The sequence below is a fragment of the Bartonella sp. AC329YNZD genome (assembly GCF_042196685.1).
Lineage (GTDB): Bacteria > Pseudomonadota > Alphaproteobacteria > Rhizobiales > Rhizobiaceae > Bartonella.
Map to the genome: position 1 here is coordinate 79566 of NZ_JBHIQS010000004.1, position 24721 is coordinate 104286.

At 37.1% G+C, this 24721-nt stretch carries 20 protein-coding genes and 1 other RNA gene; 9 read left to right on the forward strand and 12 right to left on the reverse strand.

The features are described from left to right. Nucleotides 1–65: 65 nt before the first annotated feature. Nucleotides 66–695, forward strand: a complete 630-nt coding sequence (locus ACFIMW_RS03575; RefSeq protein ID WP_375608244.1) for a DapH/DapD/GlmU-related protein — start codon at nt 66–68, stop codon at nt 693–695. A 56-nt stretch (nt 696–751) separates the two neighbouring features. Here ACFIMW_RS03575 and ACFIMW_RS03580 read toward each other — a convergent pair whose 3' ends face one another. The 5 genes from ACFIMW_RS03580 to ssrA all read right to left on the reverse strand — a co-directional run bounded on the left by ACFIMW_RS03580 (nt 752) and on the right by ssrA (nt 4750). Continuing rightward, nucleotides 752–3091: an ATP-dependent helicase gene (locus tag ACFIMW_RS03580; RefSeq protein ID WP_375608245.1), complete on the reverse strand. Its 2340-nt coding sequence runs from the start codon at nt 3089–3091 to the stop codon at nt 752–754. 120 nt (nt 3092–3211) lie between these two features. Continuing rightward, nucleotides 3212–3463, reverse strand: coding sequence for a ribbon-helix-helix domain-containing protein (locus tag ACFIMW_RS03585; protein WP_375608246.1), 252 nt, complete (start codon nt 3461–3463; stop codon nt 3212–3214). Nucleotides 3464–3473: 10 nt separating this feature from the next. After that, nucleotides 3474–3656 (reverse strand): DUF4169 family protein, encoded by a 183-nt coding sequence (locus ACFIMW_RS03590; RefSeq protein ID WP_375608247.1) that lies wholly within the window; start codon nt 3654–3656, stop codon nt 3474–3476. Nucleotides 3657–3664: 8 nt separating this feature from the next. After that, nucleotides 3665–4210, reverse strand: a complete 546-nt coding sequence (locus ACFIMW_RS03595; RefSeq protein WP_375608248.1) for an SspB family protein — start codon at nt 4208–4210, stop codon at nt 3665–3667. Nucleotides 4211–4393: 183 nt separating this feature from the next. Next, nucleotides 4394–4750, reverse strand: a transfer-messenger RNA (tmRNA) gene (gene ssrA, locus ACFIMW_RS03600). Between the two features lie 96 nt (nt 4751–4846). Between ssrA and ACFIMW_RS03605 the strand changes: the two genes are divergently transcribed. Then, nucleotides 4847–5152 carry a DUF2853 family protein gene (locus ACFIMW_RS03605; RefSeq protein ID WP_375608249.1) on the forward strand — a complete coding sequence of 102 codons (306 nt, stop codon included), beginning with the start codon at nt 4847–4849 and terminating at the stop codon, nt 5150–5152. A gap of 68 nt (nt 5153–5220) precedes the next feature. Here ACFIMW_RS03605 and ACFIMW_RS03610 read toward each other — a convergent pair whose 3' ends face one another. From ACFIMW_RS03610 to ACFIMW_RS03620, 3 genes are all read right to left on the reverse strand, one after another. Then, complete coding sequence (locus ACFIMW_RS03610) at nt 5221–6528, reverse strand: MFS transporter (protein ID WP_375606985.1); 1308 nt, start codon at nt 6526–6528, stop codon at nt 5221–5223. 683 nt (nt 6529–7211) lie between these two features. Next, nucleotides 7212–8522, reverse strand: coding sequence for an MFS family transporter (locus tag ACFIMW_RS03615; RefSeq protein WP_375608250.1), 1311 nt, complete (start codon nt 8520–8522; stop codon nt 7212–7214). Nucleotides 8523–9431: 909 nt separating this feature from the next. Beyond that, nucleotides 9432–10739 carry an MFS family transporter gene (locus ACFIMW_RS03620; protein ID WP_375607008.1) on the reverse strand — a complete coding sequence of 436 codons (1308 nt, stop codon included), beginning with the start codon at nt 10737–10739 and terminating at the stop codon, nt 9432–9434. Between the two features lie 221 nt (nt 10740–10960). Between ACFIMW_RS03620 and ACFIMW_RS03625 the strand changes: the two genes are divergently transcribed. The 7 genes from ACFIMW_RS03625 (at nt 10961) to ACFIMW_RS03655 (ending at nt 19783) form a co-directional block, all read left to right on the forward strand. After that, nucleotides 10961–11755, forward strand: coding sequence for a thymidylate synthase (locus tag ACFIMW_RS03625; RefSeq protein ID WP_375606987.1), 795 nt, complete (start codon nt 10961–10963; stop codon nt 11753–11755). Continuing rightward, nucleotides 11752–12261 (forward strand): dihydrofolate reductase, encoded by a 510-nt coding sequence (locus ACFIMW_RS03630; protein ID WP_375606988.1) that lies wholly within the window; start codon nt 11752–11754, stop codon nt 12259–12261. Before ACFIMW_RS03625 ends, ACFIMW_RS03630 begins: the two co-directional genes overlap by 4 nt. Nucleotides 12262–12379: 118 nt before the next feature. Then, nucleotides 12380–13519, forward strand: coding sequence for an FtsH protease activity modulator HflK (gene hflK, locus ACFIMW_RS03635; RefSeq protein WP_375608251.1), 1140 nt, complete (start codon nt 12380–12382; stop codon nt 13517–13519). A gap of 2 nt (nt 13520–13521) precedes the next feature. Further along, nucleotides 13522–14460 carry a protease modulator HflC gene (gene hflC / locus ACFIMW_RS03640; protein ID WP_375608252.1) on the forward strand — a complete coding sequence of 313 codons (939 nt, stop codon included), beginning with the start codon at nt 13522–13524 and terminating at the stop codon, nt 14458–14460. Between the two features lie 151 nt (nt 14461–14611). Continuing rightward, the gene (locus ACFIMW_RS03645) at nt 14612–16135 is read left to right on the forward strand and encodes a Do family serine endopeptidase (RefSeq protein WP_375608253.1); all 1524 of its coding nucleotides are present in this window, start codon (nt 14612–14614) and stop codon (nt 16133–16135) included. 704 nt (nt 16136–16839) lie between these two features. Further along, entirely contained in the window at nt 16840–17712 is an 873-nt protein-coding gene (miaA, locus tag ACFIMW_RS03650) for a tRNA (adenosine(37)-N6)-dimethylallyltransferase MiaA (protein ID WP_375608254.1), read from the forward strand. A 271-nt stretch (nt 17713–17983) separates the two neighbouring features. Beyond that, nucleotides 17984–19783, forward strand: coding sequence for an acetolactate synthase 3 large subunit (locus ACFIMW_RS03655; protein ID WP_375608255.1), 1800 nt, complete (start codon nt 17984–17986; stop codon nt 19781–19783). A gap of 760 nt (nt 19784–20543) precedes the next feature. Here the strand turns inward: ACFIMW_RS03655 and ACFIMW_RS03660 are convergent. The 4 genes from ACFIMW_RS03660 to ACFIMW_RS03675 all read right to left on the reverse strand — a co-directional run bounded on the left by ACFIMW_RS03660 (nt 20544) and on the right by ACFIMW_RS03675 (nt 23834). Then, on the reverse strand, nt 20544–21446 hold the full coding sequence (locus ACFIMW_RS03660) for a TauD/TfdA family dioxygenase (RefSeq protein ID WP_375608256.1): 903 nt from the start codon (nt 21444–21446) through the stop codon (nt 20544–20546). Further along, the gene (locus ACFIMW_RS03665) at nt 21436–22122 is read right to left on the reverse strand and encodes an MFS transporter (RefSeq protein ID WP_375608275.1); all 687 of its coding nucleotides are present in this window, start codon (nt 22120–22122) and stop codon (nt 21436–21438) included. The genes ACFIMW_RS03660 and ACFIMW_RS03665 overlap by 11 nt, the downstream gene beginning before the upstream one ends. Further along, nucleotides 22083–22436 (reverse strand): hypothetical protein, encoded by a 354-nt coding sequence (locus ACFIMW_RS03670; protein ID WP_375608276.1) that lies wholly within the window; start codon nt 22434–22436, stop codon nt 22083–22085. Before ACFIMW_RS03670 ends, ACFIMW_RS03665 begins: the two co-directional genes overlap by 40 nt. 471 nt (nt 22437–22907) lie before the next feature. Beyond that, on the reverse strand, nt 22908–23834 hold the full coding sequence (locus ACFIMW_RS03675; RefSeq protein WP_375608257.1) for a D-2-hydroxyacid dehydrogenase family protein: 927 nt from the start codon (nt 23832–23834) through the stop codon (nt 22908–22910). Nucleotides 23835–24721 lie beyond the last annotated feature (887 nt).

Sequence of the window (24721 nt, forward strand, 5' to 3'; positions counted from 1 at the left end):
ATTTTATTGGTTTGGTTGGTATGTCTTTCCATATTTATTGATGAAGCAATTGATGGAAGGTAAGAATGAATATTGAAAACGATCTTCGATTTCATGAAAGTAAACCTCGTATCCATACGACAGCACAGCTGCATGGTTGCAAATTAGGGCGCTATGTGGAAATTAATGAGCGGGTAGTTTTGCGTGATGTAACCATTGGAGATTTTTCTTATTTAGAACGTAACAGTGAGGCTATTTATAGCGATATTGGGCGTTTTTGTTCTATTGCATCTCATGTACGAATGAATGCGTTGGAGCATCCTATGGAGCGCGTTTCAACGCATAAAATAACCTATCGTCCAAACGAATATTTTCGTTATATGGCATTAGATAGTGGTTTTCGTGAAAGGCGTTGTGTAAAACGTGTTATTATTGGGCATGATGTGTGGATTGGGCATGGGGCTGTTATTATGCCTGGGGTAACAGTTGGACATGGGGCAATTATTGGAGCAAATGCCGTTATAACAAAAGATGTTATGCCTTATACGATTGTTGTTGGGGTTCCTGCTAAGCAATTGCGGATGCGTTTTCCCAATCATGTGATAGAATGCCTTTTAGATATGGCTTGGTGGGATTGGCCGCTTGATAAAATTCACAACGCATTGCCTGATATGCAAAATTTGCCCATTGAAGCCTTTGTTCGCAAATGGAAATGACATTCAGAATAAAATAAAGTGGTTTCTTGAAAAAACTGATCGTGGTTTGCTTGTAATTAAGCTTTGTTTACAAAATTATCTAGTACACGCTTTTCTCCGGCTTTTTCGAACATTATTGTCAATTTATGATCGTCTATTGCTGTAATATGACCATAACCAAATTTTATGTGAAAAATCTGATCATTGACAGAAAAATCTGATGGTGCATGAGAGAGTGATTGAGAGATAACTTTCCCTTCAATATTTTTGTTTTTTTGTGCACGCTTTTGTCTTGGTGTTGCATAGTCATTATAAAAGGAATCGTGATGTTGAAAGGAAGATTTTCCATAACCACCATAGGATGTTTCCATTTCTACAACTTCTATATGTTCTGCTGGTAATTCATCTAAAAAACGGGAGGGGAGAGCAGGTTGCCAAAGTCCATGAATTCTTCGATTCGATACAAACCATATATGCAAATGTTTTTTTGCTCTTGTTAGACCTACGTAAGCAAGACGCCGTTCTTCTTCTAATCCTGAACGTCCACCTTCATCTAATGAGCGCTGGTGGGGAAAGAGTCCTTCTTCCCAACCTGGAAGAAAAACTGTTTCAAATTCAAGTCCTTTGGCTGAATGAAGGGTCATGATGTTGACTGCATCCATATTTTCATTATTTTCCGTTTCCATAACGAGTGCAACATGTTCCAAAAAACTTTGAAGATTTTCAAATTGTTCCATGGAACGAATCATTTCTTTAAGATTTTCTAATCGTGTAGGAGCCTCTGGTGAGCGATCTTCTAACCACATGTTTGTATAACCAGAATCATCAAGGATGATCTCGGCAAGTTCTCTATGAGGAGTGTCTTGAAGCATATTTTGCCAGCGGCGGAAGTTTTCAATGAGGCTTCGTAAAGCAGTGCGTGCTTTAGGTTTTAGCTCGTCTGTTTCAATGATGTCAGCGGCAGCAGAAAAGAGAGGAACAGCACGTGCACGTGCACTCTCATAAAGAATGCGCAGGGTTGCATCTCCTATGCCGCGTTTTGGTGTATTAATAACACGCTCAAAAGCTAAATCATCAGTAGGTTGGACAACAACGCGTAAATAAGCCATGGCATCACGTATTTCCATTCGCTCATAAAAACGAGGACCACCAATGACGCGATAATTAAGGCCAAGTGTTACAAAGCGATCTTCAAATTCACGCATTTGAAATGATGCGCGTACCAATATAGCCATATGATTTAATGCATGACCGGTTTGTTGTGCGCGTTCGATCTCTTCTCCGATTGCTCGTGCTTCTTCTGCCGAATCCCATGCTGAATGAATTTTTACCTTTTCTTCCTCACTCTTTATTTGAGCAGAAAAAAGGACTTTTCCCAGTCTTTCTTCGTTATGAGCAATGAGATGGGAGGCGGTTTTAAGAATATGGGATGTTGAGCGATAATTGCATTCTAGACGAATAATTTTAGCAGAAGGAAAATCTTTTTCAAAACGTAATATGTTTTCGACTTTTGCACCACGCCATCCATAAATGGATTGATCATCATCGCCAACACAACAAAGATTAACATGTTGACCTTGAGGATGTTGGGCCAAAAGGCGAAGCCAAAGATATTGTGCTGTATTTGTATCCTGATATTCATCGACAAGAATATAACGAAATTGAGAATGATATTCGCGAAGAATATCTGGATTATGTTGGAAGATAGAGATAGAATGAAGTAGAAGGTCACCAAAATCACAAGCATTAAGATCTTTTAATCGATTTTGATAACTGTGATAAAGTTCACGTCCCATGCCGTTACCAAAGGAATGAGCATCACTTTTTGAGATATGTGTTGGTGAAAGTCCTTGATTTTTCCAAGAATCAATCATCATGGCAAGGTTTCGTGCGGGCCAACGCTTATCGTCTAATCCTTCAGCTTGAATAAGTTGTTTTAAAAGTCGAAGAACATCATCGCTATCGAGAATTGTAAAGTTTCTTTTTAAATCAACAAGCTCTGCGTGACGGCGTAAAATTTTAGCTCCAGTGGAATGAAAGGTTCCAAGCCAAGGCATACCTTCAACAACTTCTCCAATAAGTTCACCAATACGTGTTTTCATTTCACGGGCTGCTTTGTTGGTGAAAGTGACAGCAAGTATTTGTTGAGGTGAGGCGAGTCCAGAGCGCAGAATGTGAGAAATACGGGTTGTTAAAACGCGTGTTTTTCCAGTACCAGCACCTGCAAGAACTAAAAGAGGCCCCTCAGTATTCATAACAGCTTGTTGCTGTTCTGGATTGAGCTGTTCTAAATAGTTTGTATTATATGATTTTTTTTCTTTTAGGACAGGGGAAGAAAACCCAGAATTTTCCTTATCATGGTCTGGAGGGGAATCTTCTTCAAAGAAAGGTATGGTGTGATCAGAAAAATTACTCATTGTATCTCTTTTGTAGTCTTTTTTTCATTGAAGTTCTAGATTAAAAAAACTTCTCTTAAAAAGTCACAACAGTTTCAGTTGAACAGACAGAAAGAGAACGTAAAAAAATAAGCACAAACATTAAAGGCGTTGGGTGAGAACGCTTTGAAGGGCATAAACGCGTAACGAGGCCGAAAGATTTACTTGTTGTGGTCTTTTGCTATCAATATCGGTAATAATAAAGGCTAAAGATTGTCCTTTTTTGCGGGCTATATCTTTTAGAATATCTAAAAATGGTGATTCTAAAGAAACGCTTGTTGCGTGTCCATCAACGCGAACAGATATCTTTCGTGGAATGACTTTTGACCAATCGATAGAATTATTTTCGTGCATTTTTCTACCTTTATTCGTCATTTCGTAAACGATTTTGATCAAGAAATTTTTGCGTTTTTAAAGATTTTTGTTGCTCAAAAAGTTTTTTAGTTTTTGTTCGTCCAAAACGATAACGATTTTGCTCAGCATGAAGAGCTTTCTCTGTACGCTTTTTTTGTTTTCGAAATTGGCGAAGGTTAATTAATTCAGGCATGAGAAAGTTTATTTTTTCCGAAAAGAATCTAAAGAGACAACATCAGCACTTTGTTTTGTATCGTTATTTGAAGGTTCTTTATTGGTACTGAGATTTTGTTCTTCTGTGAGCGTATTTTCTTTTTTTTGTTTGTTTGATAGAGTAATGGGTGCAGGTAAGGTGTTTTCTGAATTTTCACTTTCTCCAGAGGTAAGACTTGAGGGCAGGTCAAATGCTGCTTCAAATGCTGCTACAGGATCATAAAAGACCTGAATGGAAGTAAAAGGAATCACCAGTTTTTCTGTTATTTCCCTGAAAGAGAGGGTTACTTCGAAGGCTGTTTCTGAAACACTGAGATCTCTAAACTGATGTTGCAAGACGATTGTCATTTGCTCAGGATAGCGATTTTTTAGCCGAGAAGAAATTTTAACGCCTGGGGAATTCGTCAAAAAAGTTATAAAAAAATGATGATTTCCCGGAAGACCAGCTTTAGAAACTTCCGATAAAACTTTACGGATAACTCCACGAAGCGCATCCTGAACGAGAATATCGTAACGGATTTGATCTTTAACCATCGAAGTTTATTCCTTTTATTTCACGTAGCAGAATGGGTCATATTGATGTTGTGTAATAGAAATGTATTTTAAAACTAGCAATATTTTATCTACGATGCACCTCAATGAATTGAAAAAACGCGAAACTCTAAGATAAATAATGTCTGATAATGCCTGAAAGATCAATCAATAACATTTAAAAAAAGTGAAGGCTTCTGTTGCCAGGTGCCTCCGAACCCCGCTTAAACCTGCGACGGTTTAAGACTCAATTTGAAACATTCACACCACCTTAAGCGGCGAGACGTGCTTCCGCATAGTTGTCATTTGCAACTACTCATTTAGCCCGATAACGGTGGTACAATGCCGAGTAAAAGAGCGATCTTTACACCCTTGTCGATCCTATTTCGCCCCCAGCAAAATATAATTTGGGTTTCTTATATTTTGGTGGAGGCGCCGGGTACCGCCCCCGGGTCCAATAGGTTTATTTCACCGTCCATTTATTACCATAGCTGGTAAGCCAGCCTCTTAAATATAGATGAAGAATGGTCTCAGGAAAAGGGGGGTTGTTAATATTTTTAATCCTCTAGTTATTTATGGAGCTATATGATGCGGTTTTAAAGTATAGGCCGCTCGTTTTTGGAGAGGAGATGATGAAAAATGACAAATAATTTAGCAGATATTAAACTATATGATCCAAATCCTGATGAAGCAGCAGTAGAACGACTTAGCCATCGTTTAGCTTTGGTGATGAAAAAACAGGATGCAGCGCTTGTTGCTACAACAGATCCAAAAGAGTTAGAACGTGTTGAAAAATGGGTTCAAGATGTTTTAGAAGCTGATGAACAGAGTGCTAAAATGGCCGTTTCAAAAGTGGCTGAGATGATGTCTGGAGAGCGTAGAAAAAGTCGACTGACTTTTTATTATCTAGTTGCTAAGCACCTTAATGCACTTCATAAAATTTAAACAATATTAAATTTGCGATAATGATAAAAAAGCCCAATCTCTTGGGCTTTTTTCGTTTATAAAAAGGGTTAATGTTTTTCATCTTCTTGGAGGTATCCCCCTTTACGCATACTCGGGACAAAGAGAAGAGCAATGAATGCCATGATCATCACGACGGTTATATAAAAATAAAAGAGTGATTCATGACCGTACTTTTTTAATCCAAGCGCAACGTATTCAGCAGAACCACCAAATAAAGCGTTACCAATGGCATGAGAGATACTAACGCCTAATCCACGTATTGAAGAGGGAAACATTGCTGATTTTACGACACCAGAGATGGATGTATACATGCTCATAATGAAGAGCAAGCCAATAATGACCGATAAGGCAACCCATAGACTATGCGTATTACCGATTATCCAGAGTCCAGGAAATGTAAAGATGACAGAGAGTATACTCCAAATGATAAGTAAAGTTTTTGTTCCAATTTTATCGGCTATGATACCAGCTATGGGTTGGAATAGGATGAAAATAAATAGTACAGCTGTCATAATCGTTGTTGCGGTATGTTTATCAAAGCCGGTGGTTGTGATCAGATATTTTTGCATATAAGTCGTAAAGGTGTAAAATGTGAGTGATCCTCCTGATGCAAAGCATGCAATTACGACAACGGCTTTTGTATGCTTGGTGAGAAGTTCCTTAAGACTGCCAGAGTGTTTGTGAGAGCGGCTTTCTTTCGTGGTTGTTTCGTGGAGAGAACGACGCAGATAAATCGCAATCACTGCCCCGAAACCACCAATCACAAAAGGAATGCGCCATCCCCATGCTTTTAATTGATCTTCAGAGAGATAAGATGCTAGAATAAATATAATGAAGCTGGCAAGAAGTTGACCTGTAATAAGGGTGGCTGATTGGAAAGAAGCAAAAAGCCCTCGATGTTTTTTGAGAGCAACTTCGCTCATATAAGTGGCTGCTGTACCATATTCACCACCCGCTGAAAGTCCTTGCATCATCCGAGCTAAAAGTAAAAGGATTGCTGATGTTATTCCTAAGGTTTCATAGGTGGGAAGTATGGCGATGAAAAAAGAGCCACCACACATCATAAAAATGGATATAAGCATCGAGCGTTTACGTCCATAACGATCGGCGATAAATCCTAAAAACCAAGCTCCAATAGGGCGCATAAGAAAGCCAATAAAAAACACACCCGCGGTTTTTAACAGTGGCGTAATCGTATCACCATCGGAGGGAAAGAATTGTGATGCAAAATAAATTGATGCAAATGAGTAAACGTAAAAATCATACCACTCTACGAGATTTCCTGATGCGCTTGCTATAATAGCAAAAACACGTTTTCTTGCATCCTGTGATGCTGAAATTGTTTCATTTTCCATGAATTGTTCCCCTTTTGGATTTATAGTCCATATATTTATTTCTAAATATAATTTCTAAACATAATTTTTTATGATTTCCAGAAAAATCCAATTGTATCATGATAATTTCTTAGAGAAATTCTTTAAGATGATTTATTGGAGTTATATTGTTATTGTTTTTAAGAGTTTTACTTTTTTATTAGAAAAAATTATCATATTAATTTTAATTGTGTTTATATGACAAATATACATTGAAAATTATATAAGTATATCTTCAAACCTTATGATAATAATACTATATTAATTATTTGAATGATAATTTGATGTCATAAAATATATGGATTTTACAAGAAGTAATAGCAAAAATTAAGTTATTTCATAAGGGTTAAATAGTATAAAATGGGACTTTTAAGTCCTTACTTATCGTTTTGCGCCATAATACATTATTTTTTAGGGGGGGGAAGGATTCAGATAAGGTTTTCCGTATGAGGTGTTTTTCAGATATACATGATAAGTATTTAGGGTAGGGCTTGCCCATAGAATCTTATCAAGTAAATTACATAAAGAGGGTAGTAACTATAGATAATTTAAGAGAAACTGAGTTGTTTGTAAGACGAATGCGGGGCGGGTTTTCGTTCTTTACTAGGGTGGAGAAGAGATCAAAAAAAGCCCAAGAGTTGGGCTTTTTTATTCAGGAAATGAATTTAATGAAGTTTATCGTCTTGATCGAGATAGCCCCCTTTATCAATATCGGGCATAAGGAGAATAGAGATGAGTGCAATGACCATCATACCAACGATGTAAAAAAAGAAAACAGATTCGTATCCCATATTTTTTAATCCAAGCGCTACATATTCAGCAGAACCGCCAAACAGTGCGTTGCCAATGGCAAAAGCAAAGCCAACACCAATTGCTCGGATTGAAGCAGGGAACAATTCTGCTTTTATGATACCAGCAATGGACGTATAAAAACTCATAACACAGAGTATTCCAATAATGATTAAGAGTGCTGTCCATGGATTATGGGCATTCCCGATCATTTTAAGTACAGGAATGGTGCAGATAATGGATAATACACCCCAACTGATGAGTGAAGCTCTTGCTCCAATTTTATCGGCTAGCGAACCAAAAAGCGGTTGGAGTAACACAAAAACAAAGAGGGCGGCAGTCATTATTGTTGTTGCGGTTTGTTTATCAAAGCCAGTGGTTGTGATCAGATATTTTTGCATATAAGTGGTGTATGTATAAAATGTGAGTGATCCGCCAGCTGTAAAGCCAACAACCAAAAAGAACGCTTTTTTATGATTACGAAAAAGTTCTTTAAGACTACCAGCGTGTTGTTCAGAGCGGCTTTTGAGGGTTGTTGTTTCATGAAGCAAGCTACGCAGATAAATTGCAACGATTGCTCCAAAGCCACCAATGACAAAGGGAATACGCCATCCCCATGCTTTTAACTGATCCTCGTTAAGGTAAATGGCTAAAATAAATATTATAAAACTTGCCAGAAGTTGACCTGAGATCGTTGTTGCATATTGAAAAGAAGCAAAGAGACCACGACGATTTTTGGGCGCAACTTCACTCATATACGTTGCGGCTGTACCATATTCACCGCCAACGGAAAGCCCTTGAAACATACGGACAAAAAGGAGAAGGAATGCTGCTGTTATTCCCAAAGTTTTGTAAGTGGGAAGTATGGCAATGAGAAAAGAGCCCCCACACATCATAAAAACAGAAATAAGCATTGAGCGTTTACGTCCATAACGATCAGCAATAAACCCAAAGAGCCATGCTCCAATTGGACGCATAAGAAAGCCAATAAAAAAGATTCCTGCCGTTTTTAACAATTGTGTAACGATATCTTCATCTTCAGGAAAGAATTGCGAAGCGAAATAAACCGATGCAAAGGAGTAAGCGTAAAAGTCGTACCATTCTACCAGATTACCGGATGCACTGGATATAATAGCAAAAATACGTTTCCTTGTATCATGTGGATCTAAAGTTGTTTGATTATTCATGAAGTATTCCCCTTTTAGATTTATAACTTTTCTTCTTTTTAAAGCTATTTACGATGTGCATTATAAAAACGCCATTGTATCATGATAAATTTTTAGGGAAACATAAAGATTTTTTCTAGATCTATCAGTGCTGTTTTGGGCTCATGGTGTTGTTATATTGCGTAAATCTATCCTTAAGGAAATATTGTTTTTTGTTTGATTGTGAATTATTTGCATATGCAGAGTATTTATGAAGATATGATACTCTTTAGTTTATATGCTTGATGTTGTTTCGTAAAATGATGTTATTGACTATTGCATGCGAGGTTGGTGTATCAGTTAAAATACTTTTTAGAAATGATCTTAAGTGTTAAGGGGGAGTACAATATTAAGAGTTCGTCAATAGTATAATAATAGCGGCTTGCACTTTTATTAAGTGTAAAGAGAGTGATGACCATGTTTATATTTTACGGGGCTTTTACGTTATGTCATTCACGGGTGCCGTTGTGAAATGGAGTTGGGTATATTGAGAAATGTTTCTCAAAAAAGTGTGCGAATTCATAATATAATTGTATTTTCTACTTTTCATGAAAGGATTTGTGTTTCATGAGGGGTACCATTAAGAACGTATTAAACAAAATCATGAGTGGAATCTTTATTATTGATAAAATTTCTTGAAAGATAATCACTTTTCTTCGATTTTGAGTGGGAATGGGGGGTATTAAAATAAATCAAAAATTTTTTATCTTCAGCAAAAGAAGCATATTATTCATAATAATATGCAGCTGTTTATTTTTATAAGCAGTATATGCAGGAGAGAAAATTTCTTCTTTAGGTGTTTGAAGAGATAAAAAATCGTGCGCTTTAAGCTTCTATGGGAAAGAATTACAAAAAGCCCAGAATACTGGGCTTTTTTGTTAACATCAAAAGTTAATGAATATCGTCTCCTTGTAAATATCCTTTTTTGCGCGCATCGGGCATCAAGAGAACCGCAATGAATGCAATAATCATCATGCCGGTTATATAAAAATAGAAGACAGATTCGTATCCAAGGTCTTTTAATTCAAGCGCTACGTATTCAGCAGAGCCGCCAAACACTGCATTGGCAATAGCATAAGAGAATCCAACACCTGTTGCTCGCACTGAAGCGGGAAACATTTCTGACTTTACAATACCAGAGATGGATGTATAAAAGCTCATAATGCATAGCATTCCAATAATGACTGATAGAGCAATCCATGTTTCATTAGTGTTACCAATTACATGAAGTCCAGGAATCGTAAAGATAATAGATAAAACACTCCAAATAAGTAGTGAAGTTCTTGTTCCAATTTTATCAGCCATAAAACCAAATGCAGGTTGAAGTAACATGAAAACAAAGAGCGCAGCAGTCATGATTGTTGTTGCAGTATGTTTATCAAAGCCGGTGGTTGTGATCAGATATTTTTGCATATAAGTTGTATAGGTATAAAATGTGAGCGATCCCCCAGCTGTAAAGCCAACAACTAGAAAAAAAGCTTTCCTGTGATTGCGTAGAAGCTCTAAAAGACTACCAGCTTGCTTTTTAGAACGATTTTCTTCTGTGGTTGTTTCATGAAGTGTACGACGGAGGTAAATTGCAACAACTGCTCCTAGGCCCCCAATGGCAAATGGAATACGCCATCCCCATGCTTTTAGTTGATCCTCTGTGAGATAAAGTGCTAGAATGAATATAACCAGGCTGGCTAGAAGTTGTCCACCAATCAGTGTGGTATATTGAAAAGAGCTAAAAAATCCACGGCGGTTTTTGAGTGCCACTTCACTCATATAAGTGGCTGTCGTACCATATTCACCCCCGACAGAAAGTCCTTGAAGCATTCGGAGTAAAAGTAAAAGAATTGCTGCTGCCATTCCAATAGTTTCATAAGTAGGAAGTATGGCGATTAAGAAAGAACCACCACACATCATACCAACAGAAATAAGCATTGAGCGTTTACGTCCATAGCGGTCAGCAATGAAGCCAAAGAGCCATCCGCCGATTGGGCGCATAAGAAAACCAATAGCAAAGACACCAGCGGCCTTTAAAAGTTGTGCAACGACATCGCCATCTGAGGGAAAAAATTGTGATGCAAAGTAAATGGATGTAAAAGAATAAACATAAAAATCATACCATTCTACTAGATTACCTGATGCACTGGATACAATAGCCCAGATACGTTTTTGCGTATCATGTGATGCTAAAGATTCTTGTTTTTCCATAGTCAATCCCTTCATTTCACGTTCACCATTTTTGTTCATTATCACTCTATGTTCTTTTCTTCAGAAGCTGTCTATAGTATTTTATCTTTTGCATAAAAATTTTAGTCAGATCACGATAATTTCTTGTGTAAGATGTTTTCGGATAAAGATTTGAATTATGTTTGTACGAATTTTACAGTTTTTATTTTCTATAATGAGGAGAATCGGACATAATAACCCTCATGAAATTATATCTGGCTCTTTTATCCCACGTTTTAAATCAGGGTATTGATCGTACAGATCGGACGGGCGTTGGAACGCGATCTATCTTTGGGTATCAGATGCGCTTTGATTTACAAGCAGGATTTCCATTGTTGACAACAAAAAAACTACATTTACGTTCAATTATTTACGAGCTTTTGTGGTTTCTTAAAGGTGATACAAATATTGCATGGTTGAAAGAGCATGGTGTATCAATTTGGGACGAGTGGGCTGATGAAAAAGGAGATCTTGGTCCTGTTTATGGTTATCAGTGGCGTTCTTGGCCTGCTCCTGATGGGCGCCATATTGATCAAATTAGTAATCTTTTAACAATGATTAAGGAAATGCCAGATTCTCGTCGCTTGATTGTATCTGCTTGGAATCCTGCATTAATAGAAGAAATGGCTTTACCTCCGTGCCATTGTCTTTTTCAATTTTACATTGCGGAGGGAAAATTGTCCTGTCAGCTTTATCAGCGTTCGGCGGATATTTTTTTAGGTGTTCCATTTAATATTGCATCCTACGCACTGTTAACGATGATGATTGCGCAAGTAAGCGGTCTTAAAGTAGGCGACTTTATTCATACTCTGGGGGATGCTCATCTTTATTCTAATCATTTTGAACAGGCAAAATATCAATTGTCTCGTAGACCAAATGCTTTGCCATGTATGCGCATAAATCCAGCGGTAACAGATCTTTTTTCTTTTCAATTTGAGGATTTTGAATTGCTTAATTATGAAGCACAGTCCCATATTAAGGCGCCGGTAGCAATATGATGATTTCCATTTGTTTCATTGCTGCGGTTGCAGAAAATGGTGTTATCGGTCGTGAAGGTGCCATGCCTTGGCATTTATCAACGGATTTGCAACGCTTTAAAGCTTTGACATTGGGTAAGCCCATTATTATGGGAAGAAAAACTTGGGATTCTCTTGGGCGCCCTTTACCAGGGCGTACAAATATCGTCATTACGCGTGATTGTACCTTCAACGCTGAAGGGGCTGTTGTTGCTCACTCTTTATCGCAAGCTTGCTCTCTTGCAACAAGCGTTGCTTCTCAAAATAATGTAAAGGAAATTTTTATTATTGGGGGAGGGGAAATTTTTCAACAAGGATTGCCTATGGCTGATAAAATATTCCTTACAGAAGTTTTAGCCTCTATAGAAGGTGATAGTTTTTTTCCTGTTTTTGATAAAGAAAAGTGGACTATTGTGCAAACACAAGATATTCCAAAAGGGGATAAAGATAGTCATCCGACACGTTTTGTTGTTTATGAGCGGAAATAATTTTTGTAATATGAAGTGGAAGGGGTTATCAGTTGTATTATAATGAGGTAATAGGCACCCTATAAGATCAAGCAAATGGTTGGTGTTCGAGTAGTGGTAATCAGTTAAAGAGGTGATAATGCCCTGGACAAATCAAAATGGTGGTGGCCCGTGGAGTGGCGATAAAAACAGTGGTGAAAAAAAAACACCAGCTAAGAATATCTTTGGTTCTGGTGGCAATCATGGTAGCGAAAATGGTCCTAATCTTAATGATATTTTGCGCAAAGGGCAGGATCAGTTTAAACAATTTGGGAGAAGTAGTCTTTCTGTTTTGTTCCTTCTGCTTATTGCGTTTTTTTGGTTATACCAGTCAATTTATATTGTTCAGCAAAATGAACAAGCGGTAGAGCTGCGCTTTGGCATCCCTAAAGAAGGCATTATTGGTGATGGCTTGCATTTTCATTTTTGGCCAATTGAGACCTATATGAAAGTACCTTTAACGGAAAAAACAATCGCGATTGGTGGAAAGCCTGGTCAAGCGCAACAAAGTGATGGTTTAATGCTTTCGAGTGATCAGAATATCGTTAATGTTAATTTTTCTGTTTACTATCGGATTTCATATCCTAGTCAGTTTTTATTCAATGTGAATGATCAAGAGGGAACTGTCCGCCAAGTTGCTGAGAGTGCAATGCGTGAGGTCATTGGTTCGCGGCCGGTTGATGATGTTTTACGTGACAAGAAAGAAGAAGTTGCTAATGACGTTAGAAAGATTATCCAGTTGACTGTCGATAAATATCAACTTGGTGTCGAAATAAGCCGTGTGTCTATCAGTGAAGCTGCTCCTCCAACAAAGGTTGCTGCTGCGTTTAATTCTGTTCAGCAGGCGGAGCAGGAACGTGGAAGAATGATTGAAGAGGGGAATCGTGTGCGTTTTACGAAAATTGGTTTAGCAAATGGTGAAGCTTCACGCACACGGGAAATCGCAAAAGGTGAAAAGGCACAAATGGTTGAAGAGGCAACAGGGCGTGCTGAACGTTTTCAGGCAATAGCTCGAGAGGCTGCGATTTCACCAGAAGCTGCGCGCTATCGTCTCTATATGGAGACGATGGGGCGGATTCTTTCTTCACCAAATAAGCTGGTTCTTGATCAGGCAAATTCTCCAGTGGTGCCTTATTTACCTTTGAATGAATTGTTGCGTAGCAAGTCATCAGAAAAAGTAAAGGCAACATCAGCGCGTCCTGCGTTACTCTTAGATTCTCGTATTGCTGGAGGAGATTAATTATGCAGCAATCTCGCTTTTTGTTTGTTTTTAGTGCTATAGTGTTTGTTTTGATGATTTTGTGGATGTGCGTTTTTATCGTCTATCCTCGTCAACAAGTAGCAATTAAGCGTTTTGGACAAATTGTTCAGGTAGAATCTAATCCTGGAATCTATTTCAAGGCGCCCTTTATCGATAAGATGATCATTGTTGATAATCGGTTATTGCGTTACGATGTTCCTACACAATCTGTACAGGTTCGTGGTGGTGCGTATTATGAGGTGGATGCGTTCTTTATTTACCGTATTACAGATCCTAAGTTGTTTTTACAGCGCATTGCTTCTGGGCGTCCACAAATTGCGGCACGTGAAAACCTTGCACCACGGTTTATTGACGCTTTGCGTGCTGTTTATGGTAAGCGAGAATTTAAAGCAGCCTTATCGGATGAACGAGGCGCGATGATGGCTGAAGTACAGAAGCAATTTTCTGTAGATGCAGGTTCGTTGGGTATTACCATTGTTGATGTGCGTATTCGTAAAACCGATTTGACTGATGCTGTTTCAGAAGATGTCTATCGGCAAATGGCAGCTGAACGTGAAGCTGCTGCGGAAAATATCCGAGCTCGTGGTCAGCAGGAGCGAGATCGTATTGTGGCAGAAGCTAATCGTGAATATGAAGAAATTGTAGCAGCTGCAAAGCGTGATGCTGAAATTACCCGTGGTGAAGGTCAAGCTGAAAGTATTCGTCTTTTATTGAATGCGAGGGAGGCTAATCCGTCTTTTTACGATTTTTGGTTGGCGATGGAACAATACAAGAATTTAGAAAGAACACCGATGGTGATTTCTCCAAATGAGGATTTCTTTTTCTATTTTCGTAATCCGCCGCAGGCAAATAAAGCATTCTTACCGACAATGAATACGGGCCTCAGTAAAACTGATCCAAAATCGGGAGAGAATAGATAAAATAATGGATTGCAGATACGAGATTTTGCATGAAAAGAATGATCTGTGACCATTTTCTTTTATGGTAAAAGTGGTAGAGAGTATCGAGCCGTGCTGGTTTTACGTAGATAAATTTAGTAGGGCTCTTTGCATCTTTGATTAAAGGCATGTCATGGATAGAAGTGTCGTGAGTAAAAATACGTTTTTAAAGTTTTTTATCACAAGAGTTGTTTTTTGTGTGACTTTGTTTCTATCTGGATCAGTGAGTTTGTCTTGGGGAGCCGAGACAAGCAAGGCATTGCTTTCTATTCCTGATTTAGCTTCTGAGCTTTTGGAAACAGTTGTGAATATTTCCACGGCGCAGACTGTTGAAGGAACAGAACAGGATGAAAATACTGCGGTACCCATTATCCCAAAAGATTCATTGTTGGAGGAATATTTTAGTGATTTCTTTACACCTAAAGATGGTCAAAAAGATAGTCAATTTCAAAAGGTGCGTTCTTTAGGGTCTGGTTTTGTGATTGATGCGCAAAAAGGGATTATTGTTACAAATTATCATGTTATCGTTGATGCTGATGATATTGAAGTTAATTTTACGGATGGTACAAAACTAAAGGCAAAGCTTCTTGGAAAGGATAGCAAAACTGATTTGGCGTTGCTTCAAGTCGATGCAGGAAGTAAAAAATTAAAAGCTGTGCGTTTTGGTGATTCAGAAAAGGCACGTATTGGTGATTGGGTTATGGCTATTGGAAATCCTTATGGTTTTGGTGGAAGTGTAACAGTTGGCATTATTTCTGCACGTAACCGTGATCTTAATGCTGGTCCCTATGATAATTTTATTCAAACAGATGCAGCAATTAATCGTGGCAATTCTGGTGGTCCGTTATTTGATAGAAATGGTGAAGTCATTGGCATTAATACAGCAATTGTTTCACCTTCGGGAGGATCTATCGGTATTGGATTTGCTATTCCATCGGATATGGCTCTTTCTGTTATTAATCAATTGCGTGATTTTGGAGAAATAAGGCGTGGTTGGTTGGCTATTCGTATTCAGCCGGTAACAGAGGATATTGCAAAAAGTTTAAAATTGGACAATGCTGTGGGAGCATTGGTGGCTGGTAAAATAGAACAGACGAAAGAAAATAATGTAGATAATAGCCAGTTACAAACTGGAGATATTATTCTTTCCTTTGGTAATTCCAAAATTAAGCATGCACGTGATTTGCCGCGTTTAGTTGCAGAAAGTTCAGAAGGAAAAGTGGTGGACGTTACTGTTTTACGCAATGGGCAAGAAGAAACAGTAAAAGTTAAGCTTGGACGTTTGATTGAAACAGATCCAAATGAAGATACAGAAGAAGTTGATGATAAAAAAAATCAAGATCTGTCGAAAAACGTGACAATGCAATTTATGGGCATGACGTTATCTGAACTGACAGAGGATTTGCGTCATCGTTATTCAATTTCAGATAAACTTCGAGGACTAGTGGTGACAGCTGTTGCACAAAATAGTGCAGCGGATAAAAAGCGTATTCGCGTTGGTGAAGTGATAGTTGATATCAATCAGAGTTCTATCACAACAATTGATGAGGCTAAGAGACGTATTCATAAATTACGTGAAGCTGGACGAAAAAATGCTCTCTTTATTGTTGCGCGTCCAGATGGAGAGTTACGGTTCGTAACGATTTTAATGGATTGATGTTTGAAAAATTATTTTTTGTTTTTTAGCAGCTTTAGTATATGGGGTCTTTTGCAAGTCAGGCATGTGATGTCCAATGTTTCTCAAGCTCATTTCACGATAGAGAGCATGGGGTGTGCAATATAAAGTCTATAGGAAATCATTATATCTTTATGCTGGATATAAAGTATAAATTGGTGCCATCATAGTATTTTTCAGTTATCAATATTGTAACAGCCTAGACTTTGAAATGCTGCATAAGAGATATTGGTACACCTTTCTTAAGTCCATTTTTATCTCTGCTTGTGATGCGCAAGTAAATAGTATTGATATGATGCTTTATAAGGCTCTGATTATAAACCGGCGTAGCATGCTATTTTTATAGGAAAAAATAAAGCTATTTGATTGTATAGATTAAACTCAGTATTATTTTCATAAATGATGACAAAGAGTATGTTTTTAATGGCCTTAACGGACAGAATTATTATAGCTGTGGTTTGTTATTGAATTATGATAGCAAAAAATGCTTGGAAATTCCTTTGGTGTTGTTATTAAGTCCATTTTTTCTTTTTTATAAGTTTCATAGGATTTTCTTTGTATTAAAGAGAATTTGTGTTCGTATTTTTGTTTGAAGTATTTACTCTATGATCATGGAGAGAAAATACAGTGGCTTTGGGGGTGTCTGCATGTTGCAATAAGTTATTGATTGGGAGAAATTGCTATTCATGACACAGAGAACAGTTACATTAATAGCGGGGCCAACGGCAAGTGGGAAGTCAGAACTTGCCTTGCAAATGGCTAAAGAAAAAAATGCTCTCATTATTAATACTGATTCAATGCAGGTTTATGATGTTTTAAATATTTTAACAGCACGGCCGAGAGAGGCTGATACTGCGATTGTTCCCCATTATCTTTATGGTCATGTGAGTCCTACGTTGAATTACTCAGTAGGGCAATGGTTGTGTGATGTTGAGAAGCTATTGGCTACTTTTTCTTTGAGATCAGTTATTTTTGTTGGCGGAACAGGACTTTATTTTCGTGCTCTTTTGGAAGGGATTGCGGAAATTCCTCATGTTCCAGATGTTGTGCGGCAGAAATGGCGTCTGCTGCTTGATCAAGAAGGACCTGAAAGTCTTTATGGCCAGTTGTTACAGATTGATGCTGATGTTGCTGAAAAAATTTCTTCGCACGATAGACAGCGTATTGTCCGTGCTTTGGAAGTTTATGATGCAACCGGTAAGACGCTCAGTTGGTGGCAGAAACAAAAAACAACACCTATCATTGCGCCGAATTTGACCGAAAAAATTCTTCTCATGCCACCACGTCCTCTGCTTTATGAACGTATTCATAAACGCTTGGATTCTATGATTGAAAGAGGAGCTTTAGAAGAAGTGGTGGCTATGAAAAAACTTAAACTTTCCCCTTCATTACCAGCAATGAAGGCTATTGGTGTACCTGAATTTATGGCTTATTTGGATGGATATAGAAGCTTTGAGAATGCTCTTGAAGCGGTAAAAATACAAACGAGGAGATATGCAAAAAGACAAATGACATGGTTTCGTAATCAATTTGATGAAGAATGGATGCTTACTTTTTGATAAAAGAGTTATAGCTTTGCAAAAAAACTTATCGAAAGATAAAAGATAATTCGTGAAAAAGAAATTTTTTAGAAAATATAATTTTTTATTGACGAATGGTATCAATGGAATTAAAAATCTTTCTACAAGGAATTTTTTATATATTTTATACGTTGGAATAATGGGGGTAATCATACAGTATGTGTTGTGTAATAGGCTCCTTTGGGGGCTTTTTTTATGGGCTCCGTTAGGGGCTTTTTTTATTGTCCTATAAAGTAGGTGAGTGGGAAAAATGAGAAATGATCCAAGAAAGCAAGAGAGTGCAGATGGAAAAATAATGTCGGGCGCTGAAATAGTGGTTCAAGCTCTTATAGATCAAGGCGTTGAACATATTTTTGGTTATCCTGGTGGGGCTGTTTTGCCTATTTTTGATGTTCTTTATCACCAAGATACACTCCAGCATATTTTGGTGCGTCATGAACAAGCTGCAGGGCATGCGGCTGAAGGCTATGCACGTAGCACAGGGAAGGTAGGGGTTATGCTTGTGACTTCTGGTCCAGGGGCAACGAATGCTGTTACACCTTTGCAAGATGCTCTTATGGATTCGATACCTCTTATTTGTTTTTCTGGGCAGGTGTCAACAACGGTGATTGGAACAAATGCTTTTCAAGAGGCAGATACAGTTGGAATTACAAAGCCTTGTACGAAGCATAATTGGCTGGTTAAAAATGTCAATGATCTTGCAGCTATTATTCATGAAGCTTTTTCTCTTGCTCAATCAGGTCGTCCTGGGCCGGTTTTGATTGATATTCCTAAGGATGTTCAATTTGCTTCAGGATTTTATAGAGCACCTCAAGTTCAGGAGTCTTTACATTCTTTTCCATCGTTGAAAGGGAATACTAAGGCTATTGAATCTGCCGTTTCTCTTTTAGTTGAGGCAAAACGCCCTATTATTTATTCTGGTGGTGGTGTTATTTCATCAGGGATGAAAGCTATACAGCTTTTACGTAATTTGGTTCAATTGGGGGATTTTCCGATTACTTCAACATTAATGGGACTTGGTGCTTATCCTGCTTCCGGTAAAAATTGGCTTGGAATGCTTGGAATGCATGGAACCTATGAGGCTAATATGGCCATGCATGATTGTGATGTCATGTTAGCTGTTGGAGCACGATTTGATGATCGTATCACGGGGCGCCTTGATGCATTTGCACCTCATGCGCGTATTATTCATATTGATATTGACCCTTCTTCTATCAATAAAATTGTAAAAGCAGAAGTTCCAATTATTGGTGATGTGGCTTGTGTTTTAGGAGATATGACGCAACTCTTAAAGATACAACAACCAGCGTTTAACAGTGAAGTCCGTGAGGCGTGGTGGACGCAAATTAACCGTTGGAAAGCTCGTAATTCATTGGCATATGCGGAGAAAAAAGATGTCATTATGCCGCAATATGCTCTTGAACGACTTTATGCTCTTACCAAAGATGCGAATGCTTATATTACAACGGATGTCGGGCAGCATCAGATGTGGGCAGCGCAGTATTATCATTTTGATGAACCAAAACACTGGATGACTTCTGGTGGTCTTGGAACGATGGGGTATGGTTTACCTGCTGCTATAGGTGTTCAAATAGCGCATCCTAATGCGCTTGTTGTATGTATTTCTGGTGATGCCTCCATTCAGATGAATATTCAAGAGCTTGCAACAGCTATTCAGCATGACACACCGGTGAAAATTTTCATTTTAAATAATCAGTATATGGGAATGGTCCGCCAGTGGCAGCAATTGCTGCATGGTAATCGTCTTTCTCATTCTTATACGGAATCTATGCCTGACTTTGTGAAATTGGCACAAGCTTATGGAGCGGTAGGGATTCATTGTTCAAAACCCGATGAACTTGATGATAAAATTCAGCAGATGATTGATTGTGATAAGCCTGTTCTTTTTGATTGTCGTGTTTATCATTTAGAAAACTGTTTTCCTATGATTCCATCGGGATGTGCCCATAATGAGATGTTATTACCCGATGAAGCAAGCGAAGAAGCTATTGCAAATGCTATTTCTTCCGAGGGAAAGATTCTTGTATAAAATGAATATGTTAACAAAATGGTGAAGGATGGTGATGATGAAGTCTTTGGAGGCTTCATCTCTGTCTCTTCTTTGTGGAGAGTTTCTATTATTCTTAGAACTCATTTTATTATTTTCATTCTGTGTTTAAAGACATGGGGTGTATTATTATTTGTTTATCTAAAAAATGTTATAAGTCGTGTGCCAAATTATGTTTGAATTTATTTGTACGCGATGTTTGTTTTTTTTAAATTCATATGTTCACATTAATAGCTATATCGTTGCATTTTTTAGATAATACATTGAATTATCTGTTATAAATTAATTATGTTGTCTCATATATGAAAGATTTCATCGTGCAAGAAAAAAAGCCACCATGCTTGAAGGGTGCAACCATGCAAACCGTCATACTTGTGAAAACAATAGAAAAGTTTGTCACTATGTTTTGGTTTTGCATTATGAAACTACTCCAAATAGCTCTTTCAAGGGCTTGATAGGAAAATCCCCCTAGAGGCTTGAAAGGAATGGCGAAAATAACAAAAAGCGAATGCAGCCATAGAAAATCAATTGGCCACCATAGCTTATAATTAGCTAGTAACCTCACCTGATTATGCGGGAAAAATCTATACATATGAGATGTATCGTCAATATATATAAACCAGAATAATACTCACCATTATATCATTATCAGGACATTAACATTGAAAATTAAATACTCTTTCTTTTATTTGTTCTACATATCTATGATTCCATAAATCTGCAGACCAAACACTCTTTGAATCTATCGCATTGGATTTTCATAACTATCAAATGATCCAAAAAATTTATCTCTAGAGTGTAGAGCCATTCTATTATCAATGTATAATAATCTTCCCTGTTGTACATCAATTCCAAAAGATACAGCCTTAAAATGATCTGAAGCTTCCTTGGCTTTTTTTGACTGTGGCTCTAACATGCCCGGATAAAAAACAGCGCTGATATCTGGGAATTCACCGTCCCCTTGAACGAGGGGCACTTTACTTGTAGAGGTTACTCCATTTCTTCTCCATCTATAGGGAACATTAATTATATATAAATTATCCCTTAAGTTCCTCAAATCCTCCTCACTTAAAAGTTTTAGAGCGAGACGTGCATCAGATATTCTCGTTAACGGACCATTAACATCATTGCGAACACCAGATAAAAGTATCCCTTTAGGAGATAAATTTAAACCTGTTATAAATTTTAGCGCAGCATTTTCTATATGAAAATCTAACTCAACTTCAGATCCTAATCCTGTATAATCTTTTTTATTATCTTCTAAAGGAACTAGGTTATTTACTATATGTTCGCCTTTAAACTTAATTGCATAAGGCTCTCCAATCAATAAAGAAAACATCATAATTAAATTTTCGCTAATATAGCCACTTTTACAAGATTCATCTAAATTATAAGGATTAGGTGACGTATTAATTTGTCTATCAATTGGAAGATTTTCAAAGATTAAATATGGTTTAGGGGTAATAGATACCTTTTGATTCATAAGAATTGTCAATATTCTATGGGGTAGCAGCGAAAATGCTATTTTTTTTAGCTCAATCGAATATTCAATACCACCGTATGGATCATAAATAACATGGTCTAAAGCCTCCAAAAGTTTGTCTCTCTCGACATTGCTCAACTCAAAAGTATTTTCATTGATCATTATAATTTCCTCCCCAATTATCTTTCCCTACTTTCTTATTAAGAAAAGTGAAAAAACAATAATTAAAATCAGCCATGTTAGTAAATAAGTGTCTGTAAAATCTTGGATTAATCCAAATAATGGTGGAGCAGTAATAATTGCGATTTGATTTACAGACATTGCTAAACCCAGAGAAAAGCGAACGCTTTCTTTCGGTGAAGAGTCTACAATATAGGCGACCCAAGGGCCATACCATCCCATTCCAAAAAACTAACCAAGCAGATAAAATAGTTAAATAAATTATCGATCCACTTATGCCCAAAATTAATATTAAAAATCCAAAAACGACTGCAATCATGCAAAACAAGACAGGAAAAAATCGTCCTTTTCTACAATGATCACTCCACGCTGCTAAAATAATTCTTCCTAAGGCACCAGAAGCCTGTGAAACAAAAAACAAATAAGCACTTTTATCTAAAGACAGGTGATAGATTCTATAAAAATAAATCGTTATAAAAATGGTTAAAACATATTGAACGATCACAAGTGAAACGCCTGAAAAAATAATATTCTTCATATGTGGTGCAGTTAACATCGCAAGATGAGACTTTACATTTGCATAGAACGAAACTTTTGCTTTGCTTTCTGGAGCGATAGCTACAACTTTTGTTGGTGAGTGATAAAAAATAATAAATATACATCCCCCCTAAAAAAGAAACGATGGCACCGACCAAAAACGCACCTTGTATGCCATAGATAAGCGCACTCGCAGGAAGAACTATCCCAGCTAATACCCCCCACACTTAATGGTAGCTTCGCCTGCTTTATTCTCATTGCAAATCCGCGCTGCGATTGTGGAAACCATGACGAAACGGATTTAGCGCCACCAGGTTGAGCAGAACTATAAAATCCCTCTACAATTAGTAAACAGACCAAAAGGGAAATAGAGTTATCTGCAATTGCTCCCAACAAAAGAGCGAAAGAAACGCCGACCGCGCCAACTCCAACAATATAGCGATTGTTAAACTTGTCTAGTAATTAGCTTGCTACAAGTAACCCAATAGGTAGGAACTGCGCTGATGAAGACAGTAAACCTATCTGAGAGTCGCTAAGCGAAAAATCATTCTTAAAAAATTCAGCTAAAGGACCAATCCCTTGAACAAAGAAGCAGGCTGATGCTTGAGCGATCGTGGCAACAAGCGATATAATCCATCTATAATAATTTTTTCTATAATTTTATTATTGCTCACTCAGCCCCCCTCCAATTAAAGTGTATTCCAATGAAGTAGCCTTTTTTAATAATGCTTGGAACAATAAATTAGGTATTTTATGCTGATTACATAAAAAATCTGTCAATACGATTGGTATGAATATGAAAACTAAGGAATATGCTTAATTTAAGGAAATACGCTATTATGTGTAATGCAAACTTGATACGCTAGCGATATAAGATAAATTTTACAAACATTGGCTCAGCCGGCATTAAGTGCTCTTCATAAAAGAAGCTATATTTTGGCAAGCTTTTTCAAAATAATTCTCAAAGCTTTCTTCAGTCACATAGCCCAGATGCGGTGTGCAAAGAACTCTATCTGATTGCAATAATTTGCTCTCATATACTGGTTCGCTGTCATAAACATCCAGTGCAAAGTAAGTTGAATTTTCCAAACTGAGTATTTTTTCTATCGCCCCTTTTTCAACCAAAGCTGAACGCGCTGTGTTGACAAAAATAGCATGAGTTTTCATGCTCAATAGATCATCTAATTTTATGATTTCTCTGGTTTTATCGCTTAAACGTAAATGGACGGATATAACGTCAGGACGTGTAAAAAATTCATCTTTTGAATGCGTAAAATGATAACCTAAATTTTTTGCTTCTTGCGTTGAACGCTCGCTCCCATAAACCAAAATGGACATGCCAAAAGCTTGAGCATATTGAGCAACCATTTTACCAATACGCCCAAATCCGAATATTCCAAGAGTAGCCCCTTTCATTTGGTTGCCAAATGTTGTTTGCCATCGTCCTTTTTTCATATCAGATACAGATTTATAGAGTTTCCTACGCGCAGACATAATTAAGAGCCATGCAAATTCAGCAGCAGAAGTTGGGTCTCCACCACCGTCTAATATTTTAATTCCTAAATCTCTACAAGCTTCTATATCAATATGTGAACCTATAGGGCCTGTTTGGCAGATCAATTTTAAATTTGGCAGTTTCAGGAGAAGATTTCTATCAACTATAGTCCGTTCTTTGATTAAGATCAGAATATCGATCCCTTTGAGCTTATCTTCTAAATCACATTCTTTAGCTAAATTATTTATAACCAGCACTTCATGTGATTTCATTAATTTTGTAATAGACTGTAATGTTAGGGTGGCTTTTTGATAGTCGTCTGGAATTAATATTTTCAATTTAAACCTCCTGTTTCATTCATCAATATTTGAGTTCATTATTTCATTTCTAAAACAAACAAAAAGCAATATTACCGCTGATATTTTGGCATAACGCCAAGCCTATTAACAAATTATCCCCCTTGATTTCATTGTTATTTTATAGCAATAAGAATAGCATTAATCAGTTAGTTTTTATAAACTTTAAAACATTGCGACAAAAAGAAAAAGTTTGACTCAGTAGATGGAAAATTGCGCTTTTCTCATATTCTAGAGGACAAACCTGAAGTGCTACGCTGGACTGAAACCATGTTCCAGTTTTCTTATAATAGACTATCAAGAAGGACATATTTACGAACCATATTTTATTGTTGAAACAGAAAAAGCTCCATATTTGTGCAAGATAAAGCGTGCTTCATATAAGCGTTATTTGTAGCATGAAGAGTAAATTTATTAAAATCATGATAAGAGGGAAATAGGAACTTTAGAGGTGTATCATCATAGGATTAAGTAGTTTTGTTGAGAGCTATTTTTATTTCTGCCAAAATGTTTTTAATATATTTAATTATTATTTCAGAATAGTAGATATACTTTATTTTTATGTGCAAGAAAGCTGATTTTTTGTGTAAAATAGTATTCATAAAATTACATTATTTTTATCCTGTTAAGGACATTTTTCTAGCTAGGGTTTTGCAAAGGCAATACTCTTTTTCTCATTCTAAATTTTGGTTATAAAAAGCGTATACTAGGTGTTATTTTAACTTTAAGATATGCATATTCCATTGTTGGTGTTACTATTGTAAAAAATGATATTTTATTCGATAAGTATAAGGTATTACCAAGAAGATCGATGTATAGATAAAATTTAGATTGTTACACTATCTTGAAAAAGTAATGGGTAAATAATT